Raw genomic sequence first — 23,945 nt, 5'->3', positions numbered from 1 at the left:
AGAGCCTTAAATTCGGTTCGCGGGACTGCGTCTCTTCAAACAAGTCGAGCGGCAAATTGCTCGCCCTAGGTTGAGCACATCCTCGGTGCTGGGCAATGTGACGCCGTCACCTCGGCGGTTCCGGCAGGCGCTCTCCGATGAGGCGCCATGGTGCTTGCTATTGTCAAAATAGCTCGACAGCCTGTGGTTGATGGAAATCCCACTGATTCGGTTCGTCAATGATCAAGCAGCCCCGCATAAAACGTCTTCGGGTTACGAATTTTCGGGGGCTTGCCGACACGGAATGGTATCCCGACGACAATATGAACTTGCTTATCGGGGGAGGGGATTCAGGCAAGTCGACACTTCTTCATGCGATTGCGTTGTTGTTCAGTCCCACGAACTCCGTCCAAGTCTTCGAGACAGACTATCTCAACCGATCGCTCGACCCCGGTTTCGTAATTGAAGCAACCGTCTCCCTCTCCGAAGAGATGGGCCTGGCAAACTTTCAACAGGCGCTTTGGCCTTGGGAATGGGACGGCAAGGCTGCGGTTCTCCCCGACCGCGAACATGAAACTACGCCCAAAGATCCGGTTTACATCTTCAGGGTCCGCGGCACTCCCGAACTGGAACTGATCTGGGAGATCGTCCAACCAAACGCTGAGACGGTTGCGCTTTCTACCGGCCTTCGGCGCAAGGTTGGCGTCGTGCGTCTCGCGAATGACGACCGCAACGATCGTGACCTGCGGTTGGTCGCGGGGTCGGCCCTGGACCGGCTATTGTCGAAGGGGAATTTGAAATCACGCATAAGCAAGGAGGTCGCCGCTGCCGATATCTCCAATGCTTTGACCGACGAGGAGACGAAGGCCCTCCAGGGTCTCGACAGAACGCTGCAGGATGCGGGACTCCCGCACAACCTTGATATTGGGTTGACCAGCAGCCAGGGGCTCTCGATCGGCGCCCTTGTCGGGCTACTCGCCGACAAAGACGGTACACTCCTGCCCTTATCGAGTTGGGGCGCGGGCACGCGAAGAATGGCCGCGCTACAGATTGCGGGGGCAACCGAAGCATCGACCCGACTGACGGTGATCGACGAAATTGAGCGCGGACTCGAGCCTTACCGCTTACGTCAGCTTCTCGATTCCCTTTCGTCGGAAGATCAGCAGTGTTTTTTGACGACGCATAGCCCGATCGTTCTTGCCGCGGCAAGGCAATCAGCTCTCTGGTACATCGGTGGCGACGGCCGGGTTGGCCGGTTGGCCCAAGACAAAATCGCAAGGCAGCAGGCGCGTGATCCAGAGACGTTCCTATCTAAGGTCCCGATCATTGCCGAAGGCGTGACGGAAGTTGGTTTTCTTCGGCTCCTTTTTCAGCGCATTTTCTCAGAGCGGGAATACATTTACGGGATTCGGATTGCTGACGGGGGCGGCAACGAGGCGATGCTCGGCCTGTTAGAGGCACTGAGGACAGCGGGAATCGGTGTAGCGGGCTTCTGCGACGACGAGGGCAAATTCACTGGACGCTGGCGGAGTTTGAAGGCGGCGGCCGGGCCGAAGCTATTTCAGTGGCCGGCGGGATGCCTAGAAGAAAACATCATCGCGCATGTTCCCGATGACCGATTATTTACGCTTGCCTATGACGCCGAAGGTCTGGGTGGCGACCGTCTACGGACCCTTGCTGAGCGGCTGGGCATCGATAGGAAAGATGAGGCGGCAATCCTGCAGGCTTGTGGGTCGCTCAAGGCACTTCGAACATTGATCATTGCTGCCGCCACAGGCGACAAGAGTGGCGCGCCGAACGAACAAGTTGGCAAGGAGTGGTCGAGGCATAGCCAGAGGTGGTTTAAATCGATCACCGGGGGCGGTGAGCTATGTGAGAAAATGATAACTTTGGGCCTGTGGCGGAAAATCGAACCGGCATTACTCCCGTTCGTCAACGCAATACGCACAGCGGTTGGCGAACAAGCGCTCGATTATGGAGAACTTGTCCTGTGACAGATGACGATGTCGCATCGCTGCTGTGCTCCAATCTAGGCTTGGTTACGATCGAGGCGCCGGCTGGCTGCGGCAAAACCTATCAAGGCGCGAACTACGCGTTGAAAGCAGCTGACCGACTGCGGGCAGGGCGTGTCTTGATTTTGACCCATACCCATGCTGCTCGATCTGTCTTCGCGGATCGAACTCGGGGCGTATCTGACCGCGTAGAGATCCGCACGATCGACAGCTTCCTTACCGAGATTGCAGCGATGTACCATCGTTCCCTCGATTTTCCGGCTGGTGTCGGGACGTGGGCGAGAGAGCACTCGGCCTACGAAACCGTTGCGGCTCGCTGCAAGGAACTCCTCGAAAATTCCACCTCCGTGGCTGGCGCTGCTGCCATGCGCTACCCGATCATCATATGCGATGAACACCAAGACGCGAGCGCAGATCAACATGCGGCAGTGATGGCCCTGCATAAAGCTGGCTCGATTGTGCGATTTCTGGGCGATTCCATGCAGATCATTTATGGCGGTCCCGGTAAAGGAACGCGATTGGCACTCGATCGCTGGAAGAGCCTTACCAAATTAGGGGGTTTCGGAATGCTTTCGAACCCTCATCGCTGGCGATCCGGCTCACTCGGGCTTGGACACTGGGTGCTAGGTGCACGCGAGGCTCTCGAAAGGGGCCACTCCATCAGCCTCGCCGGCACGCTTACGAAGGGCCTTACCGTGATACACGCATCAAATTCCGCTCGCTTTGCACGCAAGGCCGTCAACATGGCAACTGAGGACCGCCGGCCCGTTTCAGCGCTCGCTCGGAATTCGCAACAATTGCTCATACTCACCGTGGGAAACGATCGCGTCGATCACCTCAATGCATTCTTCAATCGATCGATGCGAATTTGGGAAGGGCACAGCCGTGACGAACTCGCGGCTTTGGTTGCGGGTATCCGGCGGTGCTCCGGCTCCGCCCCTGACATCACCGAAGCATTTCTATCTTTTGTGGGTGGCACCTGCACCGGCTTTACGGCCTCAGCGCACGGGGGCCGCGTCAGGCAGGAGGTGATCGAGACGTGTGGGAAACCCACCGGAGGGCTGCCCTCACACCTTCAGGCGATCAGCCGCACTCTATTGGAAAATCCCGACCACCGTGGAGTCGCCCTAGCCCTTCGCCGTCTGAAGGACCTGATCTCGGCAAGGACGCCAGGGTTCACCGAGATCTCGATCGACCTGAAAAGCGAGTATCAGGATGGGATTAAGCTCGGTGGGTTCGAGTCTGTAGACTTGGGGCTCACCGAAATCACCCGCCGGAGAACTTTTTCTCATCCCCATCCTCCACCGAAATGTATTAGCACCATTCACAAGTCGAAGGGTCTCGAATGTGACAACGCTCTTATAATGATGTGCGACCGGCAATCATTCTCGAACACCGATTACAAGCGCCGCCTCTTGTATGTTGGTCTCAGCAGAGCAATGAAGAACCTCACGCTTGTCGTATGCCGCGACAATCCGAGCCCACTTTTCAGTCTCTAAATTCCGATCTGGTTCTGCGACATTCCTTCGCAGGGCCCGCAATTTCTCACGTCCACTTTAATCCTGGGCTAACGGTGGCCGGGTCCGATTCGTTGGGAAGACACTCTAACAATGAATGGCTCATTGACAGGAGCAGCTCGTAGCATTTCTTTCTGAGCATAACTGCGAGTTGAAATCCTATATGCAAGGCCGATCCCTTTGAAAGACCGGCCGCGGGGGACAGATGTTTAATCTTATAGTTTCAGGGAACGGCGAATGGTGGGAGACACCCCCTCTGTCTACCGGAGTGGATCGGTTCAAGGAATACAGCGATGCGGGTGCAGCCGCTTTTGACCTGGCGCAACCCGAGACGCTTCGTCAACTCGAAGGAATCCCGACGCTTCTGATGTATGAGGTTGGCGCCGGGGGACCGCACGCCCGCGTTGTCAGGCACGGTCAACTTCGAAATATCGTCCGACGAGGACGGGATATAAACTTCGAATTCGAACCTGACCCCGATCACGCCTACCTTGACCGTGGACTCGTATTGGCAATGGCAGATCAGCTCGGGATCGGGCAGTTCGAGCAGCACCGGACCCATTGGGCGATAAAGGACGGCGTACTGCCTCTGGCGCTTCTCGAGACGGGGACCGCAGAGCGGGTCCAACGTACAGTGCGCATCGTTGCCGCTGAGTATGTTGCCGCGCGGCGCGAATTAGACGCGGGAATGCGTCAAGCGCGCCGCTTCATCGAGCGGTTTGCAAAACAGTTGCTCGATCTCAGTCTATTGCAGTGATGATCTGGCGGCGAGGTCGGGCCTTACGGATTGGCTAGCTTCCAGACGCGGTGAGCCGTGGGCGACCCTGTCGCAAAGTTCCTCTACCAATGGGAACCGTTTTTGCGGAATTCGGTAGCAACCGCCACCACACATGGTAGAGTTTGCTGAGGCTACTACTGTGGTGCAACGGCGCGGGACCTGCGGTAAGATGCCAGTTCGAGGATAGCACCTCCAGAAAGAACTGCGATGGAGCGCCGTCTAGCAGCAGTGCTGATTGCGGATGTCGTCGGTTACAGCCGAATGAGCGAGATCGACGAAGAGGGAACGCGTCGTCGCTTCCATGCCGACCTGCGCGAACTCTTCGAGCCGAAGATCGCCACGCATCATGGCCGCCTGGTAAAGACCATGGGCGACGGCGTACTCATCGAGTTCCACAGCGTGGTGGATGCCCTGCACTGCGCAGTGGAACTTCAACAGGAGAAAGCCGAACGCAACGTAGCGCTGCCACCCGAACAGAGGATGGTTTTTCGCATTGGCGCCAATCTCGGCGACATCATCGTCGAAGGCGAGGACATTCACGGCGACGGCGTCAATATTGCCGACCGGATGCAGGTGCTGGCGGAACCCGGCGGCATCGCAATATCCGGGACCACGTACGACCAGGTTAAATCGAAGCTCGCGGTCGGCTACCTTGCGCTGGGCGAGCAGAAGGTCAAGAGCATCGCCGAGCCGATCCGGGTCTATCGCGTGGTGCTTGATCCGGCAGGAGAGGGAAAGACCGTCAGGGCAAGGAGGACCCCACGAGCTTGGCGCGTTCCTGCAGCCGCCATGGCAATCGCCGCCTTTTCACTAGCGGGATTGGCGTGGTGGCAGCCGTGGCAGGCGGACGATGATGCCTCCGTTGCTGCTGTCGATACCCGGCCGTCACTCGTCGTGTTGCCTTTCGACAACCTCAGCGACGATACGGAACAAGGCTACCTTGCCGATGGCATCACCGAGGATTTGACGACCGAACTGGCCCGCATTCCTGGTCTGTTCGTAATTTCACGCAATGCTGCCTTCACGTTCAAAGACAAGGCCAGCCTGCCATCAGAAGTTTCGACCCAACTCGGCGTTCGATATATCCTCGAGGGCAGCATACGCCGTGCCGGGTCCAAAATGCGCATCAATGCGAAACTCATAGACTCGACGACCAGTGGCAACGTGTGGGCGGAGCGACTTGACGGGGCATGGAGTGACGTGTTCGAGCTTCAGGACAAGATGGTTGGGGAGATCGCAACCGCCCTCAAGCTTCGCCTAGTCACGAGCTATCAAGTTGCCTCGATCGCTGGTGGAACAAATAACCTCGCCGCATACGAGGCATATTTGCGCGGTCGCGAACTGGAACTGAGGGAAAGGCCGGAGGACTGGGTGGAGGCCGTAAAGTACTACGAGCGGGCTCTGGCGCTTGATCCCGCATTTAGCAATGCTGCGGGCGCACTCGCCTGGATGTATCGGGAAGCACATTGGACCGAGGCACGGTCGAAAGTGTTCGGGCTTTCGCAAGATGAAGCCCGTAGCAAGGCGGACGCCTACTTCACACAGGCCGCCAAAAATCCCTCTCCGGCCTATTACAGACTCCTCACGGCAAAGCTGAACATGATGCAAAGGTCCGATGAGGCGATCGCCGCCGCGGAGCGGGCCATAGCACTGGATTCTAGCGACCCTTCCAATTACGAGTCGCTGAGTGCGGCGATGATTTTTAACGGCAGGGCCGCGGACGGTCTCGGCTACCTTGATGCTGCAACACGCGTAGATCCCGCGTGGTCACGCTGGCGCTACTTCCTTGCCGGGCTTGCTTATTTCTCGATGGATCGCTTTGAGGAAGCTGTCGTCGCCCTCGAAAAGATCGCTCCGGAATCGAAAGAAACCTCGTACTGGGACTTTTGGTCCAATTACGACGGTCTCATGTTACTCATTTCCGCTTACGGGCAACTAGATCGACGCGCCGATGCTGCCAAGGCCCGTGAGAGGCTCAAGCCATATCTTGCCCAGGCGCGGGAGCCTGAATACACAGGGCTGATGGCCGCCACGGAATTCCCTTTCAAAAATTATGTCGACCTCGAAAGGGTGCTCGTGGGTCTGCGCAAGGCAGGAGTGCCGGAACTGCCCGCCGGCGTCAGCCCGAAGCCGGAAGATCGTCTCGACGGCGACGCCATCAGAGCTCTGCTCTTCGGTCACGAAATTCAGGGGCGCAATATCGGGACAGGCGAGGCATATCGGCGGGTGACCGCAGAAAACGGCACGACACTTATCACCGTTGGCAAATGGTCTGATCAGGGGAGCAGCAGAATCGAGGGTGACATGCTCTGTTCCATCTATCCGACGCGGTGGCGCTTCTGCGGCGTCGTCTCCCGCAATCCCGGCGGCACTTTCGCCGGAAAGAACGAGTACCTGTTGATTCTTCAGTGGGACAGATTCGAATTTTCGGGCGTAAATTGAGATGCAGTCTTTGGCAGAAATACGGCAGTTGCTACCTGATTGCGCGTTTTTGAACTGCATCGGCTTCCTGGAGTGGCCGACCAACGGAGCAGTGAAGCGATATGACGGCTCCATCATCGAAGATCTGATACATCTTGACCTGCGACGCGATCACGGTGCCTGCGCTCTCTCGCACCATGGCTGCGTGGAAGGCTAATGCGGGCGCGCCGTCGATGTGGACAGCACTCGCGTCGATGAGCTGGTCCTTTTCGCTAAGGCCACCAACTGTTGCAGATCCTCAAACCTCAATCCGGGGATATCATCGCTTCACTTCACCATCACCGACATGTACACGGCATTATGGAGCAAGTGCCACAAGATTCAGATGAAGGCTGATGCTATCTCCTGAGGGTGCCTCAGGAGTCTTGCTGTTGATTGCCACTGAGAACTGACCCGGCGTGGCCTGATATTTCCATTGAGAATTGACCCATGTTCCAACCTTCCCTCGCATCTTTTCGAGTTCAAGGACGAGTTCACCTTCGATCCTGCGTCGCCAATTGAGATTGTTCGGGACGAAGTTGACACTGCCTATACGAAGCGTGCCTTCTTAGAGATATTGAAATAGCATCCGACTTCGCCCGGCGGCTCCGGAATGTTGAGGGATGCGTCGGGAGCGCATCGTCGGTTACGGTGCAAGAACGGTCGACACCATTGCTGTCCGACTGCAATCACCTGTCTTCAAGCCATTCGTGCTTCCAAAAAGTTCAACGGAGTCTGAGATATGCGGTTCGCGCTTCAACCGATCACACACCGTCCGATCGATGCCGCCGCTGGCAGCAATACGACTGTACCGGAAGCAGGAATTGCAGGTGAGGGGGCCATGCTCGGCCTCCAGAGGAGGGGCTTCGACGCCTAGACCGTTCACCCAACCTGGCTTGGTGCCGCCTGCTCTCTCCTGCTCCGGTCTAAGACAACCGGTACCGAGCTTCTTCGGAAGCGCTAAGACGACGGCAGGTACCGTCTGCGCTCTACAAGGATACCATTCCTACAAAGGTCTTCCGCGATCTCGTGAACCTGTGATGCTGGCAAAGCTATGCCAGCGGAAATGCGCTCAGTCGACGTTCCCTTCATCAATCAAACGCATTGCCTTAATCCCTTAATCGAAGGACTGGGCGAGGTCTTGGCTGGACGAATCCAATCAATCGTTCGCCCGTAGATTATTGCGTTGGACGCGACAACGTTCCTAATGAACTGATGGCTATTTATTACGGGCAACGGGCCACCAAGGTTCCATAATAGGGGCGGCTATGCCGTAAATCGCGAATAAATCCGCGGCTCAAAAATGAGACGCGTGTCATCGGTTCGTATCCCTTCAAGGCGGCGGATGCACGGCGGTGCAGTACAACGCGGCAATAGAGCTCCGCTGTCGGAATCTGCTCGGTGTAGATGTTCTGCTTCACGATCATTGTTTGTCGCGGATCGCGCGGAGTTCGGCAAGGAATGCTGTCGCGATTTCGGTCGCCTCGGATGCATCCGCAGGAGCGACATCCAATCCCTGCGCAGCGCGGTTCATGCTCTGCAGGGCACTGCGGAACCGATCTGCGGTTTGGGGAGCTAAGCCGAGTCGCTGCAAGTCGCTTAGCGTTGGTCCGAGAGCCAGTGGCGCTCCGCTTCGGTCTGATTGGCCACCAGCGATCGGATTTCACGCTCAACCTCAATGCGCAACTTCACAAGCGCCATCAACGGGAATTCGCGTGGAAACTCCGCTTCTGTCGGTAGCTCTGCCTGCAATGGGTCGGGAAGGGCGGCAGAGAGCCGGTATTCTGCAACACCCATCGGCTTCGTTGAATCTCGGAGAGCGTACTCGACAACGACCTCATTCTTGCCCTTGCAAAAGATAATGCCTATGCTCGGACCGTCGGACTCGTGGCGGAGCTGGTCGTCGCCTGCGGAAAGATAGAGTTCATCTTGCCGCAGCGTTTGGCGGATCGATCCGAAAGCGGCTCCCTCTTTGAGGCGGCTGTAAGTGGGCATTTGTATGAAAAAGCGTTCTATACTTGCGGCTGTGGTATCCGCGGCGACGGTTTTCCTTCTAGGCAATGGGCGGGCTTCATCTACAGAGCGAGATCTGCCGATAGAGGCAGCCTCGTTGGCGCTTTTCACAGCAACGTCGTATGAAGAGCAGAAAGCGCATGGATTTCGCCCGAGAGCAGACGTTCAGGCATGGCCGCTGACGCTACCAATCGATTGGAACGCGGACCCGTTCAAGGATAGAAACTGGCGCTTCCATCTGCATTCATGGAGAATGACGGACGCCATCTTTGAGAAGTATGTGAAAACCGGAGATCCGGCCTATCTCGATGAGGCGACGATCTTCATCCGTGATTGGCACGCGTACCACCTGATCGCGGGGAAATCCTCCGAGTTCAGTTGGTATGATATGGCCGCGGGCATACGGGCGATCCGTATTGCTTTTCTCCAAGAGCAGATCTCGACAGGCAAGTGGAATCCGCCGACTGCGGACAGAAACATCCTCCACGGCCTGGCATCTATACATGCGAAACGACTGCAGGATGAGAATTTTATCAGTCTTGGCAACCACGGTCTCTTTCAGACTGTCGGGTTGGACATGCTCTGTCAGGAATTCGCAGACATGCCCGAATGCCGCAATGGCCGAAAGTTCGCGGCCAAGATGTTTGAAAAAATCTCCGGTGGTCAGTTTACAGAAGAGGGCATTCACACGGAGAACTCGCCGCAGTATCATCGTTTCGCATTGACCGCGATTGAGAATGTTGGCGGGACTGACCGATTCGATTTGCCAGCGCTTCGGCGGAAGCTCGATCTGGCAAAAGAAGCGTGGCCGTTCATGGTGTTCCCGGACGGGACGGTCGTGCGAGTCGGAGACAGCGCGGGCTATGGAAACTCACTGAAGGTTCCGGATCCGCACCCGGTGAAACTCTCTAACGGCAAGGAGTTTGCGGTCAGAGATTGGCATGAGTCCGGCTATATAGTAATTCGCTCAAATCCACCAAAGCAGGATAGCATGCTTTTCGTGACGGGGATGAACGAGGTATGGAGTGGCCACAAGCATGCCGACAACCTCAGTTTTGAGTTGTATGAGCACGGCCGCCAGATCTTCGTGGATAGCGGGAAGTTCGGATACAACAAAAGCGAGGTCCGTAATTATTTCGTCAGCGCAGCGGCCCACAATACCATCAGCATCAGGGATAGGCCACAAACTCCAAGAGACGTAAAACTCAACGGCTCAAGCCTGAACCCGCTTGAGATCACTGACGATCAATTTGTCGTCACGGGTAGCGCGGAATTCCCGCGCCTTGGATTTAGGCACGAGCGAAGGCTGTCATATGAACCGGGAAGATCCTTGACGATCATCGACAAAGTGACCTCTGGCAGGGAACGTGAATTTGTCAGCACGCTTGTCCTGCCGCCGGACCTTATCCCGCAAATGACGGAGAATGGTTTTGAACTGACATTGGCTGATGGGAAAAGAATCGTCGGCAGTGTCGAACAGCGGGATTGCCGCGTTGAAGCCGTTAGGGGCCAGGACGAGCCTCCCCTTGGATGGATTAGTTCGAACTACCTGAAAAAAGAGCCTACGACAGTCGTCAGAGCGATATGCCGCGGTAACGTTCAAACGATTACTTGGGAGATTAACTTAAAAGCCTGACTCTGTAATGGCTCGACTAGCGCTGGGTCCTGTTTAAAATCCCTACTCAGCCAGCATGAGTTGACCCATTACGACAATCAAGGCTGGGCCGCCATACAGATCGGTTCGAACAACTCCATCATCAGAGTATCTGGGAAACGTCTCCTGTGTGTCGTGACCAGCCGAGTTGCGCTCAGCAGATGAGTTTATCTCCAAATCTTTTCAACGCGCGCGTCTCGACTTCACGTCCGTACGCGGGGCGTTTTCGAGCTGATCCGGTTTCCTTAGCTTTACATGCAGAAAGTCTCGCTCGAGGTCATAGCGAGGAAATCTGTCCAGCTTGTCGGCGAAGCGAGCAAGAAACTCTTCATCGAGGGGCGTTATCGAGTATTTGACGTGTTCGACGTCATAACCCACAAGTTTGAAGTAATTGAAGTAATCCGCAATTGATAATTGGTTGACCCAGGCACTTCCCCAACGCTCCTGCTCCCGGTAGCTGGGTTCGACCGAGTCCTCCGATATCCATGTTTCGCCAGCGGGCGGCGTTCCTAAGTGGCGATAGTACTCGTCGATGACTTCATCGGAAAAGAGCAGATGCGGCCATGGGAAGAATATTTCCCGATAGCGGTGCGAGGCTTTGGGGCCGCGGTAGAGGTTGGCACTGAGAAGGAAATGCCCACTTGGTACGAGAATATCATAGGCCCGCCGCAGCATGGTGTATGGGTGACGCACGTGTTCCCAGACCGAATTCGAGTAGATCAGATCGAACTGGCCAATGTCCGGTGGATTATCTTCGGTGAGGTCGGTTTGAATAAGTGTTACGCCGCTCGGCACGTCATCCCAATTGGAATAGCGGGAAACGTCTACCCCAACAACTTGACAGCCATAAACGTTGTTTAGCGCGACACAAACCTCACCGCGACCACAGCCGATTTCGAGGATTCGCTTACGTTCTACACGGACGCGACTGTTGATTATTTCAGCGCGACGGGCTGCTCTTTGCGCTAGGGCTTCCGGATCGTAGGCGGGTGGAGCAGTGACGAGGGGCTTTGAGCGATATTCTTCGTTGAGGGCTAGAAACAGATCTAAATCGTACTTCACTTTTGCGCTCCAACTGCGACTTGCTCCGCGCTGTTTCCGCGAGACCTAACGCGGTCTGTCATCAGAATGCGCCGATCCTATTGCTCGACGAACCTACGTCGGCGCTTGACACCGACTCCGAAGTGTTTATCAGAAGGTGCTTAAGAAGGCGATGGACGGCAAGACTGTAATCCTCGTTTTGCGCCGATGAGTTGGTAATTATGCAACAAGGAGCTGTTGTTGAACGGGGAACGTATGAACCCCTTAAGGGCCGACCCGACGGGGTCTGCGCGAAGCTTTATCATCTCCATGAGTTCGCCGAGCGATTCAATCAACCTGCCAAGGTCCGCTTGATTTCAACATTGATTGGATGCTTGACGAAGCTCGATACCGGTGATGGGGAAGTACCAAATGGCGTATTGAAGGATGGGAGTGCGGCCCTTGATCACTCAAAGCGGTCGCGGGATGTGTGCGCTTTTTTTAGGATTGAGGGTGAACGGAGCAACTATTTTCACCAGGAGAATCGCGTGAACTTACCACTGAGCCTACTAAGAGCATTGGGAGAAAAGTTTTTCGCGCCTCCTGACGGCAAATTTGCTTCCAACATTTCGACAAAAGGTAAGTTTGATGTAGATGTTTGCATTGTCACTAATTGTGCCTTTCCGGGAGGTAACGCCAGTACAACAGTAACAGAGTTGGAGACATTCACTGCGGCCGGGCTGAAGACCATAATTGTTCATTGTCCGTTGCGGCGATCGCCTTGGAAGCAATTTTGGTTGGCTGAGCGGTATTTTCCGCATGAGAGGGATATTGCGCTCGCGCGCACGATTCAGAGGATAAACTGTACTTACCTCATCGTGCGCGGACCACGGATGGCGATGATGGAACAGTTTCGAAAACTGGCCCGTCGTATTCACACGGTTAATGCTCTCTTTATTGTCAACAACTCGGCTTGGGACGAGCGCGGAAAGATCAATTTCGATTGGGTTGACCTAAATCGACGAGTGAATGAAATCGGGCTGTCCAATTCGCGAATTTTTCCGATCAGCCCAATCATACGAGCAGAGGCGAAGCGGGCGCTTTCCTCTGAAACTGATAGCCCAATGCTAGCTAAACTCGATTGGCCGCCGGCTTTCGACGTTACAGAGTTCAAATTTGCGCCTCGCCGGCACCTATTTGAACCGATTGTGATAGGTCGACATGCACGTGACCATGAAGGCAAATGGTTGCAGGATCCAGATGAACTCAGGTCTGCCTATCCGTTAGACAATCGGATCGCTGTCAGGATATTAGGTGGAGCGGACAACGCTCTGAACTTACTTGGGCAGCTTCCATCGAATTGGGAAGTCGAGCCATTCGGTGTAGCCGGCGTCTCAGACTATCTCTCATCGCTAGACATCTTCGTAAATTTCCCTGCAATCACGAGGGACGAGGCTTTCGGGCGCACCGTAGTCGAGGCGATCCTTAGTGGTCTTCCGGTAATCCTTCCGAAGCGTTTCGAAGCGACATTCGGAGAACTTGCAATTTATTGCGAGCCACGCGAGGTCTTATTTGTGATCGAAAGGATGACTCACGATGACGAAGCGAGGCTTCACTACATCAATGCCGCTCGTTCCGTGGCAATATCGCTTTTTGGGGCCGAGAATTTGGTAAAACGTCTTAGCCAGCTAAACGAGGAGCGTGTGATCACACCGACGCTTGATCAAAAAGCTAAGGAATTCAGACGATATGTCTTGGACGCCGTGGAGGCTTAAACCGGCCTTCGGCGTAAACCGATCAAAAAGGCAGGACAGTGACAAATCGCCTGGCAATATCAGCTTTGTTGGGAATTCACCCACCCCACGCTATTTTTAGTGCGGTTGCAGCGCCCGTCGAGCCAGGAGATTTCCAATCGTGACGACCTCCCACGGTAGCCCGCCCTCGACCGCAGATCTGTCAAAAAAGATCAGTTTAGCGCTGGGAGCTTTCGCAGATGACTTTTTGGAAACTCATCGCCGCAAAGTCAAAAGGCATTGGGGCAAAATTCTTTCGATGCCATACAAGCAATTCGTTGCGTACCGGGTGAAAAAATTCAGCAAGGCGTTAGAGAAAATATCTGCTTCAACAGACGGGATCCAGTTTCCCAGTTCTTTCAACGAAGCGGTTTTACAAAATCGTCTACCGTTTAGAGTTAGACTAGACATAACAAGAGTTGTTGTTCGCGCTCTCACTCTCCATGGCGGGCGCGAGGCAGCCATAAAAATTATTCACTCTCTGGACGATGCAGAGCCCGAGAGCAGATGGCTCAAGTTTACGTTACTCCAGGAAATGTTGGACGTCGTGGCAGCTTCTACTTACGGACGCGAACTCTTGAAGTCGAATCGGCTATCTCCGAAACGGCGCCGCGACCTGCAAAGACAACCGTCGATGTTGCTTACCACTAGAGAGCTTTTGGTAGAGAAGGCGTCGCCTCCAAGCTGGAGAATGAGCGCCCGGGTAGCGTATATCGCTTCATCTAGCCTTCCCTATAAGACAAGCGGATATACAACGCGTACACATGGTGTTGCCGCTGGCTATATCGAAAATGGGTTGGATGTTCAGGTCATAACCCGCCCATCTTTTCCGTTGAACCTGAAGCCCGAGATCGATGTAAAAAAAGTTTCCGAACTGGACGTTATCGACAGTATTCCGTACCATCGGTTACTCGAGCCAGACCTCAAGAAAAACGCGCCAGTTGAATGGGTGATACTTGCGGCAGACGCTTTGGAAGCAAAAATCCGCCAGCTCCGCCCGGAATTAGTCATTGCTGCATCGAATTATCTCAACAGCTTGCCGGCCTTGATAGCCGCTCGTAGGCTTGGTCTTCCGTTCGCGTATGAAGTCCGCGGAATGTCAGAGTTAAGCCGGGTTTCGCGAGTTCCCAGGTACATTGAGACAGCAGATTTCGCAGTGACTGTGATGATGGAAACATTTGTCGCATTAAATGCGGATTATGTCCTGACATTAACTGACCAAATGAAGGCTGACTTGGTCAAGCGTGGCGTGCCCGGTGAACGGATTAGCATTATGCCGAACGGCGTTGGAGAAAAGACAGTCGTTACTCCGGCGCGAGACGAGGCTTTAGCAAAGAAGCTACGCATTCCCGCAGGTGTTTCTGTTATCGGCTATGTTGGATCCATCGTAGAGTATGAAGGACTTCCGGATCTCGCGAGAGCTTGCGTGGGGGTAGGAAAACGCGGCTGTGATTTTCGGCTTCTGATTGTCGGAGGAGAAAAGCGAAATAAACTAAAAGGACCCCCGATATCCGATGAAATCCGTGCCGTCTTCCAAGACGCGGGCATGGAAGAAAAGCTCATAATGCCGGGCCAAGTTCCATTCGACGACGTCATTTCTTTTTACTCGACGATCGACATCGCTCCCATCCCTCGCCGTCCCTATAGGGTGAGTGAGATGGTGTCACCGATAAAGCCAGTTGAAGCCTTAGCGATGGGCAAAGTTCTCATTCTATCGGACGTAGAGGCTCTTAAAGAGTTCAGTCAAAACGGAAGGACGGGCCTTTTGTTCGAAAAAGGAAACGTCAGTGATTTGGAGGAAAAGCTGTTTCGAGCGCTTAACGATCCTCATCTGCAGAAAATGCTTAGCTCTAACGGGCAGGAATTCGTCCGTGCGACACGCACGTGGCCGGCCATTTGTGCTGCTGCAATGCAACACTTACAACTGGCCGGTCTTCTCATGAAAGACGGCCCGGCTTGAAGAGGGCATTGTCTGTGGAGGGAAGGGCGCCCTCTTGGCTTTGTCCTGACCGGCGGCGAAAACGTCCGCTTAGAGTAGAGCGCCATACCGGCTCCTCTTGCTATGCCGGTGAACCGTGAATCGGCCGCGCCAGACGGCAGGAATTTCACCAGAACGACGGCCGCAATCAACTTTAAGGTGGCTTATCAAACTTGCTTATTGAACCTCTCATTAGCATGGTCTAATACAGAGCTTGACCTCTGGAGAGACCGATGAGAAAAGTTCTCACCGTTTTTGGCACTCGGCCGGAAGCTATCAAAATGGCACCCTTGGTTGCCAGCTTACAGAATGCTCCTGATTTTTGTTCAAGACTCTGCGTGACTGCACAGCATCGAGAGATGCTCGATCAGGTTCTAGATGTATTTGCATTGGTCCCGGATCATGATCTCGATATAATGAAGCCGGGCCAATCCCTGTTCGACGTCACAGCGTCGATTTTGCTTAAACTTCAGCCGGTCCTTGAGGCGGAGCGACCGGATTTTTTGCTCGTTCATGGCGATACGGCCACAACATTTGCCGCGTCTTTGGCTGCCTACTACTGTCGTATCGCAGTCGGACACGTGGAGGCCGGATTAAGAACCGGAAAGATTTATTCACCGTGGCCAGAAGAGGGCAATCGAAAACTAACAGGGGCGATTGCTAGATATCATTTCGCGGCTACTGAAGTGGCACGTCAAAATTTAATTTCGGAGAACGTCGATCCTAACTCAATCGCGGTAACTGGCAATACAGTAATCGATGCTCTCATGAGCGTTAAGCGTGAGCTTGAAGAGAACGCCCGTTTGCGCTCAGACGTCCGGTCGCGCTTCGATTTTCTGGGTTCCAACAGGCGAATTATTCTTGTTACGGGCCATCGCCGAGAAAATTTTGGTGAGGGTTTTGAGAATATCTGTCGTGGCTTGCGGCAGGTAGCCAGTAGCTTTCCAGAGTGCATCATCGTTTACCCAGTGCACAGGAATCCAAATGTGCTGGAGCCCGTGAGACGATTGTTAAGTGGAGTTGAAAATATTCTTCTAATTGATCCACAGGATTACGTTCCATTCGTCTATTTAATGCTCAACGCTTATATAATACTCACTGACTCCGGGGGTATACAGGAAGAGGCTCCGTCGCTCGGAAAGCCCGTTTTGGTTCTGAGGGAATGTACTGAGCGGCCCGAGGCGGTTGCGGCCGGGTCTGTCCGGCTTGTTGGCACCGATGCGGATCGAATTACCCAAGAGGTTTCTCGACTTCTCTTAAGTCCGGACGCTTATCACGCCATGAGCACGGCTCACAATCCCTACGGGGATGGTAAAGCTTGCGAACGTATTATCAGTTGGTTGAGACAATGAGAGAAACGAGCCTTTTCTCGAATATTTGTCGTGGGCCCCGGCTACATCGGTTATGATCTTGCCTCAGTTTTGAGTTGGCTCCAGCGGTTTTTTGAAATGCTGCCCGACGAATTATCTCGCGACGAGATAGCAAACCGAAACGCTTGATCAGTTTAAATTGGCGTTAGGCTCCGCAGTTCGCAGATGAAATGTGTCCGCCTGACATCGAAGCACCTCGCTTCGACCGCATGCACGTGGCTGAGTGATCGTCGGCAACGGCGTCGGCAAAAACTTAACGCAAAAAGATCGTGCCGATAGGTCGCGGCGGCTAAAAGATACCTACTTTCGGGACCTGGCCGGTTGGGTTAGATGCGAAGTCACAACATTGCTACGGGTATTAACGTTTAGGCTCTTGGCTTCAGAGGCCGCAACCCAAGCGTCGAGCGAAGATACGACATAACCTTGATCATTTGAGTTCATTTTGTCGAGGCTTTGGATACAGATCGTATCGAACTCCCCTCCCTTCAGGCTTTCCAAGGCATTGTAGTTTCTCTTTTGCACCCGCTTACTATGGGGAGGCTTGATGTATCCCTTTGGCCCTGGCGGCCGGATGGCAGCCCCCTCGAGAAGCTCAAGGTGATTGGCGAGACCTATTGGCGAGTACTGTTCGGCACTGCGAAATCTATGCCCAATTTGAGACCGCAATAAGTGCTCGCGATCTGAAAAATACTGGCTCATCGTGGAGCGTCGCATGGCATGTGGATAATGTTCGGAATATAAAAAGTTTTTGTTAAATCCTAGCAGGGCGGCAGCGCGCCTTTGTGCCTCTTTAAAGCTCGCTCGCGATGGTCCCTTTCGTCTGAAAAACTGCTTAATCGCTGAAAGGAAGAAGTTAGGATGCCGGACGAGACTGCCGCGTAAAATCGGCTTCCCGCAGTCAAAGAAATAGTCGGAAGTAAGACTTCTCCCAACAAAAATATCGTCATTTAAGTAGATGAAATGTTCAGATAACCCTGGAATACGGTGAAGCATCGTTTCAATCGAGCGGGAGTTGAATACAGGTAAAACAGACTTGTGGTCGCCGAAGATAGTTTCGTGACCAATTAAATAAATTCTAGCCTCCCAATCTGGGTGTCGTTTTAATATTGGTGCGATACAATGCGGATATTGATTGTCCGTAACTATGTAAAGCCGACGGACAAATGGGCAGAAGTATAATATTGACCATACGCAATATCGTATTTCGTTTCTGCACGCAAATCTCGTAGAGTCTGATGAATCGATATGTACGCCATTATCTAAGTAGGCCTTGCGTTTCGCCATATGAGTCGGGTCATCACCGTTAACCCAGGTGATCACGGCATCAATTGGCATTTGGTTGCTTTCCATGATCATTACTTTCATTTGCGCGCTGCACTGGGCGTAGTTTATATTGCGAGTCGCTAATGTAAGCGAAAGCTACAACAGATAGCAATGATATTCGAGAGGGCGCCCAGTAATATCTCGGCTTGGCCGCTTGACGTGCTCCCGCCAAATTGAGCCAGTTCGAGAGCTGGAATTTCACACTTATGATCCCTGCGGGGACAATGAGGAGAATTCGACGGAGGCATCGAAGTTTTCGGAGGCACAGATCGCGTTTGTGCTGAAGCAGGCGGGGGACGGCACGCCGATTGCAGATGTCTGCCGCAGGCGGGGATGTCGGACGCGACGTCCTACAACTGGCGCAAGCGCTATGGCAGGTTGATGCCGTCGGAGATTAAGCGGCTGCGCCAACTCGAGGAAGAGAATGCCAAGTTGAAGCGGATCGTCGCCGACCTGTCGCTCGACAAGGCGGTGCTGCAGGACGTGCTGGCAAAAAACTCTGAGGCCCGCCCGCAAGCGTCTGCTCGTCGACAGGGTGAGAGCCGACTGGAAGGTCTCGACGCGACGCGCCTGTTCGGTGCTGAAGATCGATCGGTCGCTTTATGTCTACAAGTCCAGTCGCGGCGAGCAGGCCGACCCGAAGCTGAGGATCAAGGACATCTGCCAAACGCGGGTGCGCGATGGCTATCGCGTGTGCAGGCCGCTTCAGTGCAGCGTCCGGAGATCCCGGAATGCGTGGAAATAACTAGGGACTCGCTTGGAGAGCACCTCGCAGAAAGCGTCAGCATCAACGATCTGCCTACCGATTCTCGGGCGATGCGTCTGCTGCGGTAAGGTATGAATTCGACACAAGGATTTTACTCCTTCCAGTGATCAGCAACCCAGTCCGCCGGACGGATAAAGTGTCGCAGATGCGCGAAGACGGAATCGTTCTTCATGCGTCGGGACTTGTCGAAACTTGCCATAAGGTGGTCAGCTAAGTTACTGGCGCCACGCTTGTGATATTGGCCGTTAATCGCGTGCTCGGGCCGCAGTCCACGAGGGAAAATGACGACTTTCGCGCTCTCAGGGAGTCTTGGCGAAAGTATGTAATTTATAGGCCACGTTCGGCGGCAGTCCTGACGAAAGTGCAGCACCCACTCACGTGGGAAAAACTTCGGGCCATCCGGAACGTTTCTGGTCACAAAACGCTGTTCGAACCGGTATTCATTTGCGATGGCTTGTGGATCCTGCTTGAACAGTTCCTGGAGCGGCGCGAGTTTTCCAACCGGGAAACGAAAGAGCGATGTCTGACCAAGCTTCTCGAATGGTGTGGTTTGATTGCGCGTCATGACCACATCCTCTGGACTGCCAGTTTCAAAAAATGGGTCAATTGAAGCAACAATCACCAAGTCTAGATCCAGGAAGAGGACCGGGCCGCTAAGCGAACCCAGCGTTTCACCCCAGAGTCTTGCTTTATTCCAAATTCCTGGGGAATTTTCAGGCATCTTTGGTACTTCTAATGGAGGTAGTTCCTCGCAAAGAACCTCTCGCCTGATACCGTCCCGATTGTCGGTGAAACACGTGAAACTGAATGGCGGCGTAATGTTTCTCGCGACCATTGCATAAAGGCGATTGATAAACGGCGGACCGAATTTGGTTCCCCAATTTATGCAAATCACCTGTTTCACCGTCTTTGAAGAGAATGTCTCGTTCAGTGCCATTTTGCCTCCGCACCTGAACTTAAGCCAACTATCTTGTTATCTAAACTACTATCGCTCGGTCAACTTACTAACATCCGATCCCCTCGGGCGCGAACGTATCCAATATGCAAGGCGCAGACGGAACGGGTAGAGCCATGTCTTGCGCTGCTCGAACCGAAGGGGCCGGAGGGGCCGGAGGGGGTTTACGAGATCAAGTGGGACAGCTACCGCCCGGCTCTGTCCACGTTACACGACCGCCTCGCCGTCGAGGATGGCCGTCTGGACGCACGATGAGAAACTCCACCATGCATGTATCCTATAAGGAGCGGCGTGATCCCGAAGGCGCAGATCAGGACTTCATCTGGCGGATTGATGGGTATAGAATCTGCTGCTTCCCCGGATGTGAATCTTTGTCGGCGCCTTGGCGTACCAAAGCTTTGTGGGGCTCTTTGCCTGCTGTCCGTCCGCCACAGCTTGTACAATTGCTCAGGAAAGCGAGTTGAACGCGGCGTACACAGAGTTGCTCTCTTTGTAATATATTGTAAACAACTTTGAGGTGATTCATCTAGGACTGCGTATTAAACCCTTCACAAGCTGATTTATTCGGGCTTACAGCGGACCGGGGGGTCTGATGAAAAAAGTTCTCACAGTTTCTGGCACGATGCCAGAAGCTATCAAGATGGCGCCGTTGGTCGCCAGTCTGCAATCGCATCCAGACTTCACTTCGAAGCTCTGCGTAATGGCGCAGCGCGACATGCTGAAGACGCAAAATTACGGGCCGATATTTCGATCACGCTTCGACTTCTGGGATGCGAAAAAGGGATCAGAGGCCGTCGCCGCCGGAACAGTCCGGCTCGTTGGCACGGATGCCGATCGAATTGCCGCGGAGGTTTCCCGGCGTGTTCTTAATCGTGAAGCTTTTGGGACCATGAGCACAGCTCATAATCCCTACGGTGATGGCAAGGAAGCGAACACATAATCAACTGGTTGAGGCAATGAAAGATCAAATTTTTTCTCGAATTTCGGTCATAGGCCTCGGTTACATCGGCTTACCAACGGCCGCGCTATTTGCTTCTCGTAAAATCGAAGTCATCGGAGTCGACGTTAACTCGAAAGTTGTTGACACCATCAACAGGGGCCAAATCCATCTAGTTGAGCCTGACTTGGATATTCTGGTTCACAGCGTTGTGCATGAAGGCTATTTGCGCGCGACACTTCAGCCCGCGCCGGCGGAAGCTTTCCTCATCGCCGTCCCTACGCCTTTTAAGAGCGAAGCGCACGATCCGGATCTAAGTTACATTGAGGCGGCAGCCAAGGCTATCGCGCCAGTGCTGCGATCAGGCAACCTTGTCATCCTGGAATCGACATCGCCTGTTGGAGCGACCGAGCAAATGTCCGACTGGCTCGCAGAGGCGAGACCGGATCTGACATTTCCGCAAGACGCTGGAGAGCATTCCGACATCCGAATCGCGCACTGTCCCGAACGGGTCCTTCCGGGCAAGGTGATCAAGGAGCTTGTTGCCAACGACCGTATCATCGCTGGAATGACGCCGCGGTGTTCTGCGTTAGCGGTGCAGCTCTATCGAACTTTTGTCATAGGCGAATGTGTCATCACCAATCCCCGCACTGCGGAGTTGGCGAAGCTGGCTGAGAATAGCTTTCGCGACGTCAATATTGCATTCGCAAACGAGCTTTCACTGGTCTGTGAGCGTTTTGGTGTTGATGTGTGGGAGCTGATAAGCCTCGCCAACCATCACCCTCGGGTGAATATTCTTCAACCTGGCCCCGGCGTAGGCGGTCATTGCATTGCAGTCGATCCCTGGTTCATCGTCTCGGGCGCTCCGGCTGAGTCAAGGCTCATAAGGACCGCTCGCGAGGTTAATGACGGCAAGCCCGATTGGGTACTTCAACAAATACGGAAGACGATCGGCGACGCTTTGACGGCGGAACCGTTCCGCCGGCCATCCGATCTGCGCGTCGCTTGCTACGGAATGGCTTTCAAACCAAACATTGATGACCTCCGTGAAAGTCCAGCCCTCGAAATCATCCAACGGCTAAGGGAACAGCATCCCGGCGAGCTGATCGTTGTGGAACCCAACATCGCTGAACTGCCACACGGATTGCAAAACCTCCGTCTGATGGATGTGGACAGAGCGCTCGCACATGCGGACGTACATGTCCTGCTCGTTGCTCACAAGGAGTTTCACGGGAAGACCTTTCCACCACGAACCGTGCGAGCCGTGCGTGTCTGATTAATGCCCTTGCAGGCAAAATGAAGGAGGCTCGAATGAGCTTAGCCACATTCCACAATGAGACCTCGGAACGGAATGCCACATCGGATGCCGTCGGCATTGCCGTTGTCCAGTTTGCAGAGGAAATGCTGGCGAGGCACAGGGCCAAAGCCAAAAGGCATCGGGAAAAGAATTTTTTGACTCTATACCAGTGGCTCTTGGCACGTCGAGTTCGTAAATTGGGCCGAACATTAGGAGCTTTGTCAGACGCCAATAGTGGGGTTAGCAACCACGTTGCCCAATCGATGTGCGCTCTGATCTCGCAGGCACGTTTATCCCCAAAATTAAAGGGCGAGGTCACCGGCGCGGTCGTCAAAAAACTCCTTCAAAACGGCGCTACTAGCGCGGCTGCGGCGCTCGCCGATGCGATGGAGACGGGCACGATTCAGGAGAGGCTGGCTCGGTTTTCTGTAATGCAGGCAATCTCGCAGCTTGATAGTGCACTTGCATGTGGCGAGGAGCTCGTAAACTCTAAGAAGCTCTCAGCAAAACAACTCAATAGTCTACTGCGTGAGCCTGCCATGCTACTGGCGGCACGAAAGCTTCTGGTAGAGAAGGCTGAATTTCCGGCTTGGGCAACGTCAGGTAAGATTGCTTATGTTGCAGCCTCCAGTCTCCCATACAATGTAACTGGCTACACGACTCGCACGCATGGGGTTGCTCAGGGCTACAAGCAAAACGGCTTTGATGTTCACGTTGTGACACGCCCGTCTTTTCCGCTCAACTTTCACCCCACGCTTGACGCACGGCAAATTCCGGAGCTGGAGCGACTAGACGGCATTCCTTACCATCGACTCTTGGAGCCAAACCAGAAACAACATACTCCAGTGGAGTGGATACGCCTCGCTGCTGACGTGATCGAACGGAAGCTTCGAGATATGAAACCGGAAATAGTTGTAGCGGCTTCGAACTATATGAATAGCTTGCCAGCGCTGATCGCCGCTCGCAGGTTAGGCCTTCCATTTGCCTACGAAGTCCGCGGGATGTGGGAGTTGACTCGAGATTCTCGCGATCCCGGCTTTAGTAAGACCGCCGATTTCGCCGTGACGGTATTGCTAGAAGATTTTGTCGCCCAGAATGCCGATAGCGTCCTGACGTTAACCGAACCGATGAGGATTGATTTGATACAGCGTGGAGTGGAACCTCAGCGCATAGATATCATGCCTAATGGCGTTAACGCAGACGCCGTTTTCAGTCCTCCGCGTGATCAACCGCTGGCGTCCAGACTGGGTATACCTTTCGGCATACCTGTGATCGGATATGTTGGATCTATCATAGATTACGAGGGACTTCCGGACCTCGCGCTTGCGTGCGTTGGATTGGCGGAAAGCGGATATGACTTTCGCTTGCTAATCGTTGGAGATGAAGGACGACCTCAGTTCGGCGGGACACCCATAACCGACGAGATTCGTGCATTCTTTAAGGCGGCTGGAATAGAAGACAGGCTGATCATGCAGGGTCGCGTGCCCTTCTCCGAAGTTGCATCCTTCTATTCACTAATCGATATCGCGCCCATCCCCCGCCGCCCGTACAAAGTCAGCGAAATGGTCTCGCCTATTAAGCCGATCGAAGCTTTGGCAATGGGAAAAGTTCTGATTGTGTCTAGTGTTGAGGCAATGAAGGATTTCACCCAACAGGGAAAAACAGGACTGGCTTTTGAGAAGGGCAACATCCGTGACTTGCAAGCCAAGCTTCAGAAAGCCCTCCACAACCCAGCGTTAAGGGAAACTCTAAAGCAAAATGCACAGGAGTTTGTCCGGAACAATCGCACCTGGCCCGCCATCTGCAAGCGAGCTGCCAAACATATGACGCTCGAAGTGGGACAATAAGGGATGTGGAGGCGTGTCGAGTCCTTGCAGCCGCTCTCGATGCGCGATGGCCGTGATGTCCGTTTCACAGGAGCGGGCTTGTTCGTCAAACCGCTCGTTCGCTTCACTCTCCTGTTCCGAAGCGATCAATGCGACAGAAAGGAACGAAACACTCAGTTCGGCCGTCTGGCCGCGAACTTCCTTCGTCAAGTATATATCTGCTGAGGCCTAACATCGTCATTAATGACGAAATTAGTGAGGTAACTT

Annotated in this window: 15 protein-coding genes and 1 pseudogene; 12 read left to right on the top strand and 4 right to left on the bottom strand. The window is 54.0% G+C overall.

Annotation, left to right across the window (positions count from 1 at the left end; all coding sequences use genetic code 11):
• The first annotated feature begins 218 nt into the window (after positions 1-218).
• The 4 genes from HGP14_RS32050 (at position 219) to HGP14_RS32035 (ending at position 6,728) form a co-directional block, all read left to right on the top strand.
• Positions 219-1,973, top strand: a complete 1,755-nt coding sequence (locus HGP14_RS32050; protein ID WP_168833850.1) for an ATP-dependent endonuclease — start codon at positions 219-221, stop codon at positions 1,971-1,973.
• A complete protein-coding gene (locus HGP14_RS32045) occupies positions 1,970-3,490 on the top strand; it encodes an ATP-binding domain-containing protein (RefSeq protein WP_168833849.1) in 1,521 nt (506 codons plus the stop codon). Before HGP14_RS32050 ends, HGP14_RS32045 begins: the two co-directional genes overlap by 4 nt.
• Before the next feature lie 286 nt (positions 3,491-3,776).
• A complete protein-coding gene (locus HGP14_RS32040; protein WP_168833848.1) occupies positions 3,777-4,265 on the top strand; it encodes a hypothetical protein in 489 nt (162 codons plus the stop codon).
• A 228-nt stretch (positions 4,266-4,493) separates the two neighbouring features.
• Positions 4,494-6,728, top strand: a complete 2,235-nt coding sequence (locus HGP14_RS32035) for an adenylate/guanylate cyclase domain-containing protein (protein ID WP_168833847.1) — start codon at positions 4,494-4,496, stop codon at positions 6,726-6,728.
• Between the two features lie 1,617 nt (positions 6,729-8,345).
• Here the strand turns inward: HGP14_RS32035 and HGP14_RS32030 are convergent.
• On the bottom strand, positions 8,346-8,870 hold the full coding sequence (locus HGP14_RS32030; RefSeq protein WP_205927429.1) for a PDDEXK nuclease domain-containing protein: 525 nt from the start codon (positions 8,868-8,870) through the stop codon (positions 8,346-8,348).
• Between HGP14_RS32030 and HGP14_RS32025 the strand changes: the two genes are divergently transcribed.
• Entirely contained in the window at positions 8,857-10,395 is a 1,539-nt protein-coding gene (locus tag HGP14_RS32025; RefSeq protein ID WP_168833846.1) for an alginate lyase family protein, read from the top strand. The two genes, HGP14_RS32030 and HGP14_RS32025, sit on opposite strands and share 14 nt — an antisense overlap.
• Positions 10,396-10,596: 201 nt before the next feature.
• Here the strand turns inward: HGP14_RS32025 and HGP14_RS32020 are convergent, their stop codons facing one another.
• A complete protein-coding gene (locus HGP14_RS32020) occupies positions 10,597-11,475 on the bottom strand; it encodes a bifunctional 2-polyprenyl-6-hydroxyphenol methylase/3-demethylubiquinol 3-O-methyltransferase UbiG (RefSeq protein WP_168833845.1) in 879 nt (292 codons plus the stop codon).
• Between the two features lie 506 nt (positions 11,476-11,981).
• On the opposite strand from HGP14_RS32020, the gene HGP14_RS32015 reads away from it, so the two are divergent.
• The 3 genes from HGP14_RS32015 to wecB all read left to right on the top strand — a co-directional run bounded on the left by HGP14_RS32015 (position 11,982) and on the right by wecB (position 16,556).
• Complete coding sequence (locus HGP14_RS32015; RefSeq protein ID WP_205927428.1) at positions 11,982-13,208, top strand: glycosyltransferase; 1,227 nt, start codon at positions 11,982-11,984, stop codon at positions 13,206-13,208.
• Positions 13,209-13,347: 139 nt separating this feature from the next.
• Complete coding sequence (locus tag HGP14_RS32010) at positions 13,348-15,186, top strand: glycosyltransferase (protein ID WP_168833843.1); 1,839 nt, start codon at positions 13,348-13,350, stop codon at positions 15,184-15,186.
• Positions 15,187-15,437: 251 nt separating this feature from the next.
• A complete protein-coding gene (gene wecB, locus HGP14_RS32005) occupies positions 15,438-16,556 on the top strand; it encodes a non-hydrolyzing UDP-N-acetylglucosamine 2-epimerase (protein WP_168833842.1) in 1,119 nt (372 codons plus the stop codon).
• A gap of 318 nt (positions 16,557-16,874) precedes the next feature.
• Here wecB and HGP14_RS32000 read toward each other — a convergent pair whose 3' ends face one another.
• Complete coding sequence (locus HGP14_RS32000) at positions 16,875-17,939, bottom strand: stealth family protein (RefSeq protein WP_168833856.1); 1,065 nt, start codon at positions 17,937-17,939, stop codon at positions 16,875-16,877.
• A gap of 148 nt (positions 17,940-18,087) precedes the next feature.
• Here HGP14_RS32000 and HGP14_RS31995 point away from each other — a divergent pair.
• Positions 18,088-18,588, top strand: a pseudogene (locus HGP14_RS31995) (transposase); the annotation flags it as partial.
• A 166-nt stretch (positions 18,589-18,754) separates the two neighbouring features.
• On the opposite strand, the gene HGP14_RS31990 reads toward HGP14_RS31995, so the two are convergent.
• Positions 18,755-19,600, bottom strand: coding sequence for a glycosyl transferase (locus HGP14_RS31990; protein ID WP_168833840.1), 846 nt, complete (start codon positions 19,598-19,600; stop codon positions 18,755-18,757).
• Positions 19,601-20,210: 610 nt separating this feature from the next.
• Here HGP14_RS31990 and HGP14_RS36580 point away from each other — a divergent pair.
• From HGP14_RS36580 to HGP14_RS31975, 3 genes are read left to right on the top strand one after another with little or no spacing between them, the layout of a single operon-like run.
• Entirely contained in the window at positions 20,211-20,558 is a 348-nt protein-coding gene (locus HGP14_RS36580; protein ID WP_205927427.1) for a hypothetical protein, read from the top strand.
• A gap of 16 nt (positions 20,559-20,574) precedes the next feature.
• Complete coding sequence (gene wecC / locus HGP14_RS31980; RefSeq protein WP_168833839.1) at positions 20,575-21,831, top strand: UDP-N-acetyl-D-mannosamine dehydrogenase; 1,257 nt, start codon at positions 20,575-20,577, stop codon at positions 21,829-21,831.
• Positions 21,832-21,866: 35 nt separating this feature from the next.
• Complete coding sequence (locus tag HGP14_RS31975; protein WP_168833838.1) at positions 21,867-23,699, top strand: glycosyltransferase family 4 protein; 1,833 nt, start codon at positions 21,867-21,869, stop codon at positions 23,697-23,699.
• The last annotated feature ends 246 nt before the right edge of the window (positions 23,700-23,945 follow it).

Source organism: Rhizobium sp. P32RR-XVIII, from assembly GCF_012641395.1.
Taxonomy (GTDB): Bacteria; Pseudomonadota; Alphaproteobacteria; order Rhizobiales; family Rhizobiaceae; genus Rhizobium.
This window is presented reverse-complemented; position numbering and strand designations above follow the sequence as displayed.

Bases quoted from the DNA above. Each gene is read 5' to 3' on its own strand.
- HGP14_RS32050 (WP_168833850.1), top strand. From the start codon at position 219: ATGATCAAGCAGCCCCGCATAAAACGTCTTCGGGTTACGAATTTTCGG.
- HGP14_RS32035 (WP_168833847.1), top strand. From the start codon at position 4,494: ATGGAGCGCCGTCTAGCAGCAGTGCTGATTGCGGATGTCGTCGGTTAC.
- wecB (WP_168833842.1), top strand. From the start codon at position 15,438: ATGAGAAAAGTTCTCACCGTTTTTGGCACTCGGCCGGAAGCTATCAAA.
- HGP14_RS32000 (WP_168833856.1), bottom strand. From the start codon at position 17,939: ATGAAAGTAATGATCATGGAAAGCAACCAAATGCCAATTGATGCCGTG.
- HGP14_RS31990 (WP_168833840.1), bottom strand. From the start codon at position 19,600: ATGGCACTGAACGAGACATTCTCTTCAAAGACGGTGAAACAGGTGATT.
- HGP14_RS36580 (WP_205927427.1), top strand. From the start codon at position 20,211: ATGAAAAAAGTTCTCACAGTTTCTGGCACGATGCCAGAAGCTATCAAG.
- wecC (WP_168833839.1), top strand. From the start codon at position 20,575: ATGAAAGATCAAATTTTTTCTCGAATTTCGGTCATAGGCCTCGGTTAC.
- HGP14_RS31975 (WP_168833838.1), top strand. From the start codon at position 21,867: ATGAGCTTAGCCACATTCCACAATGAGACCTCGGAACGGAATGCCACA.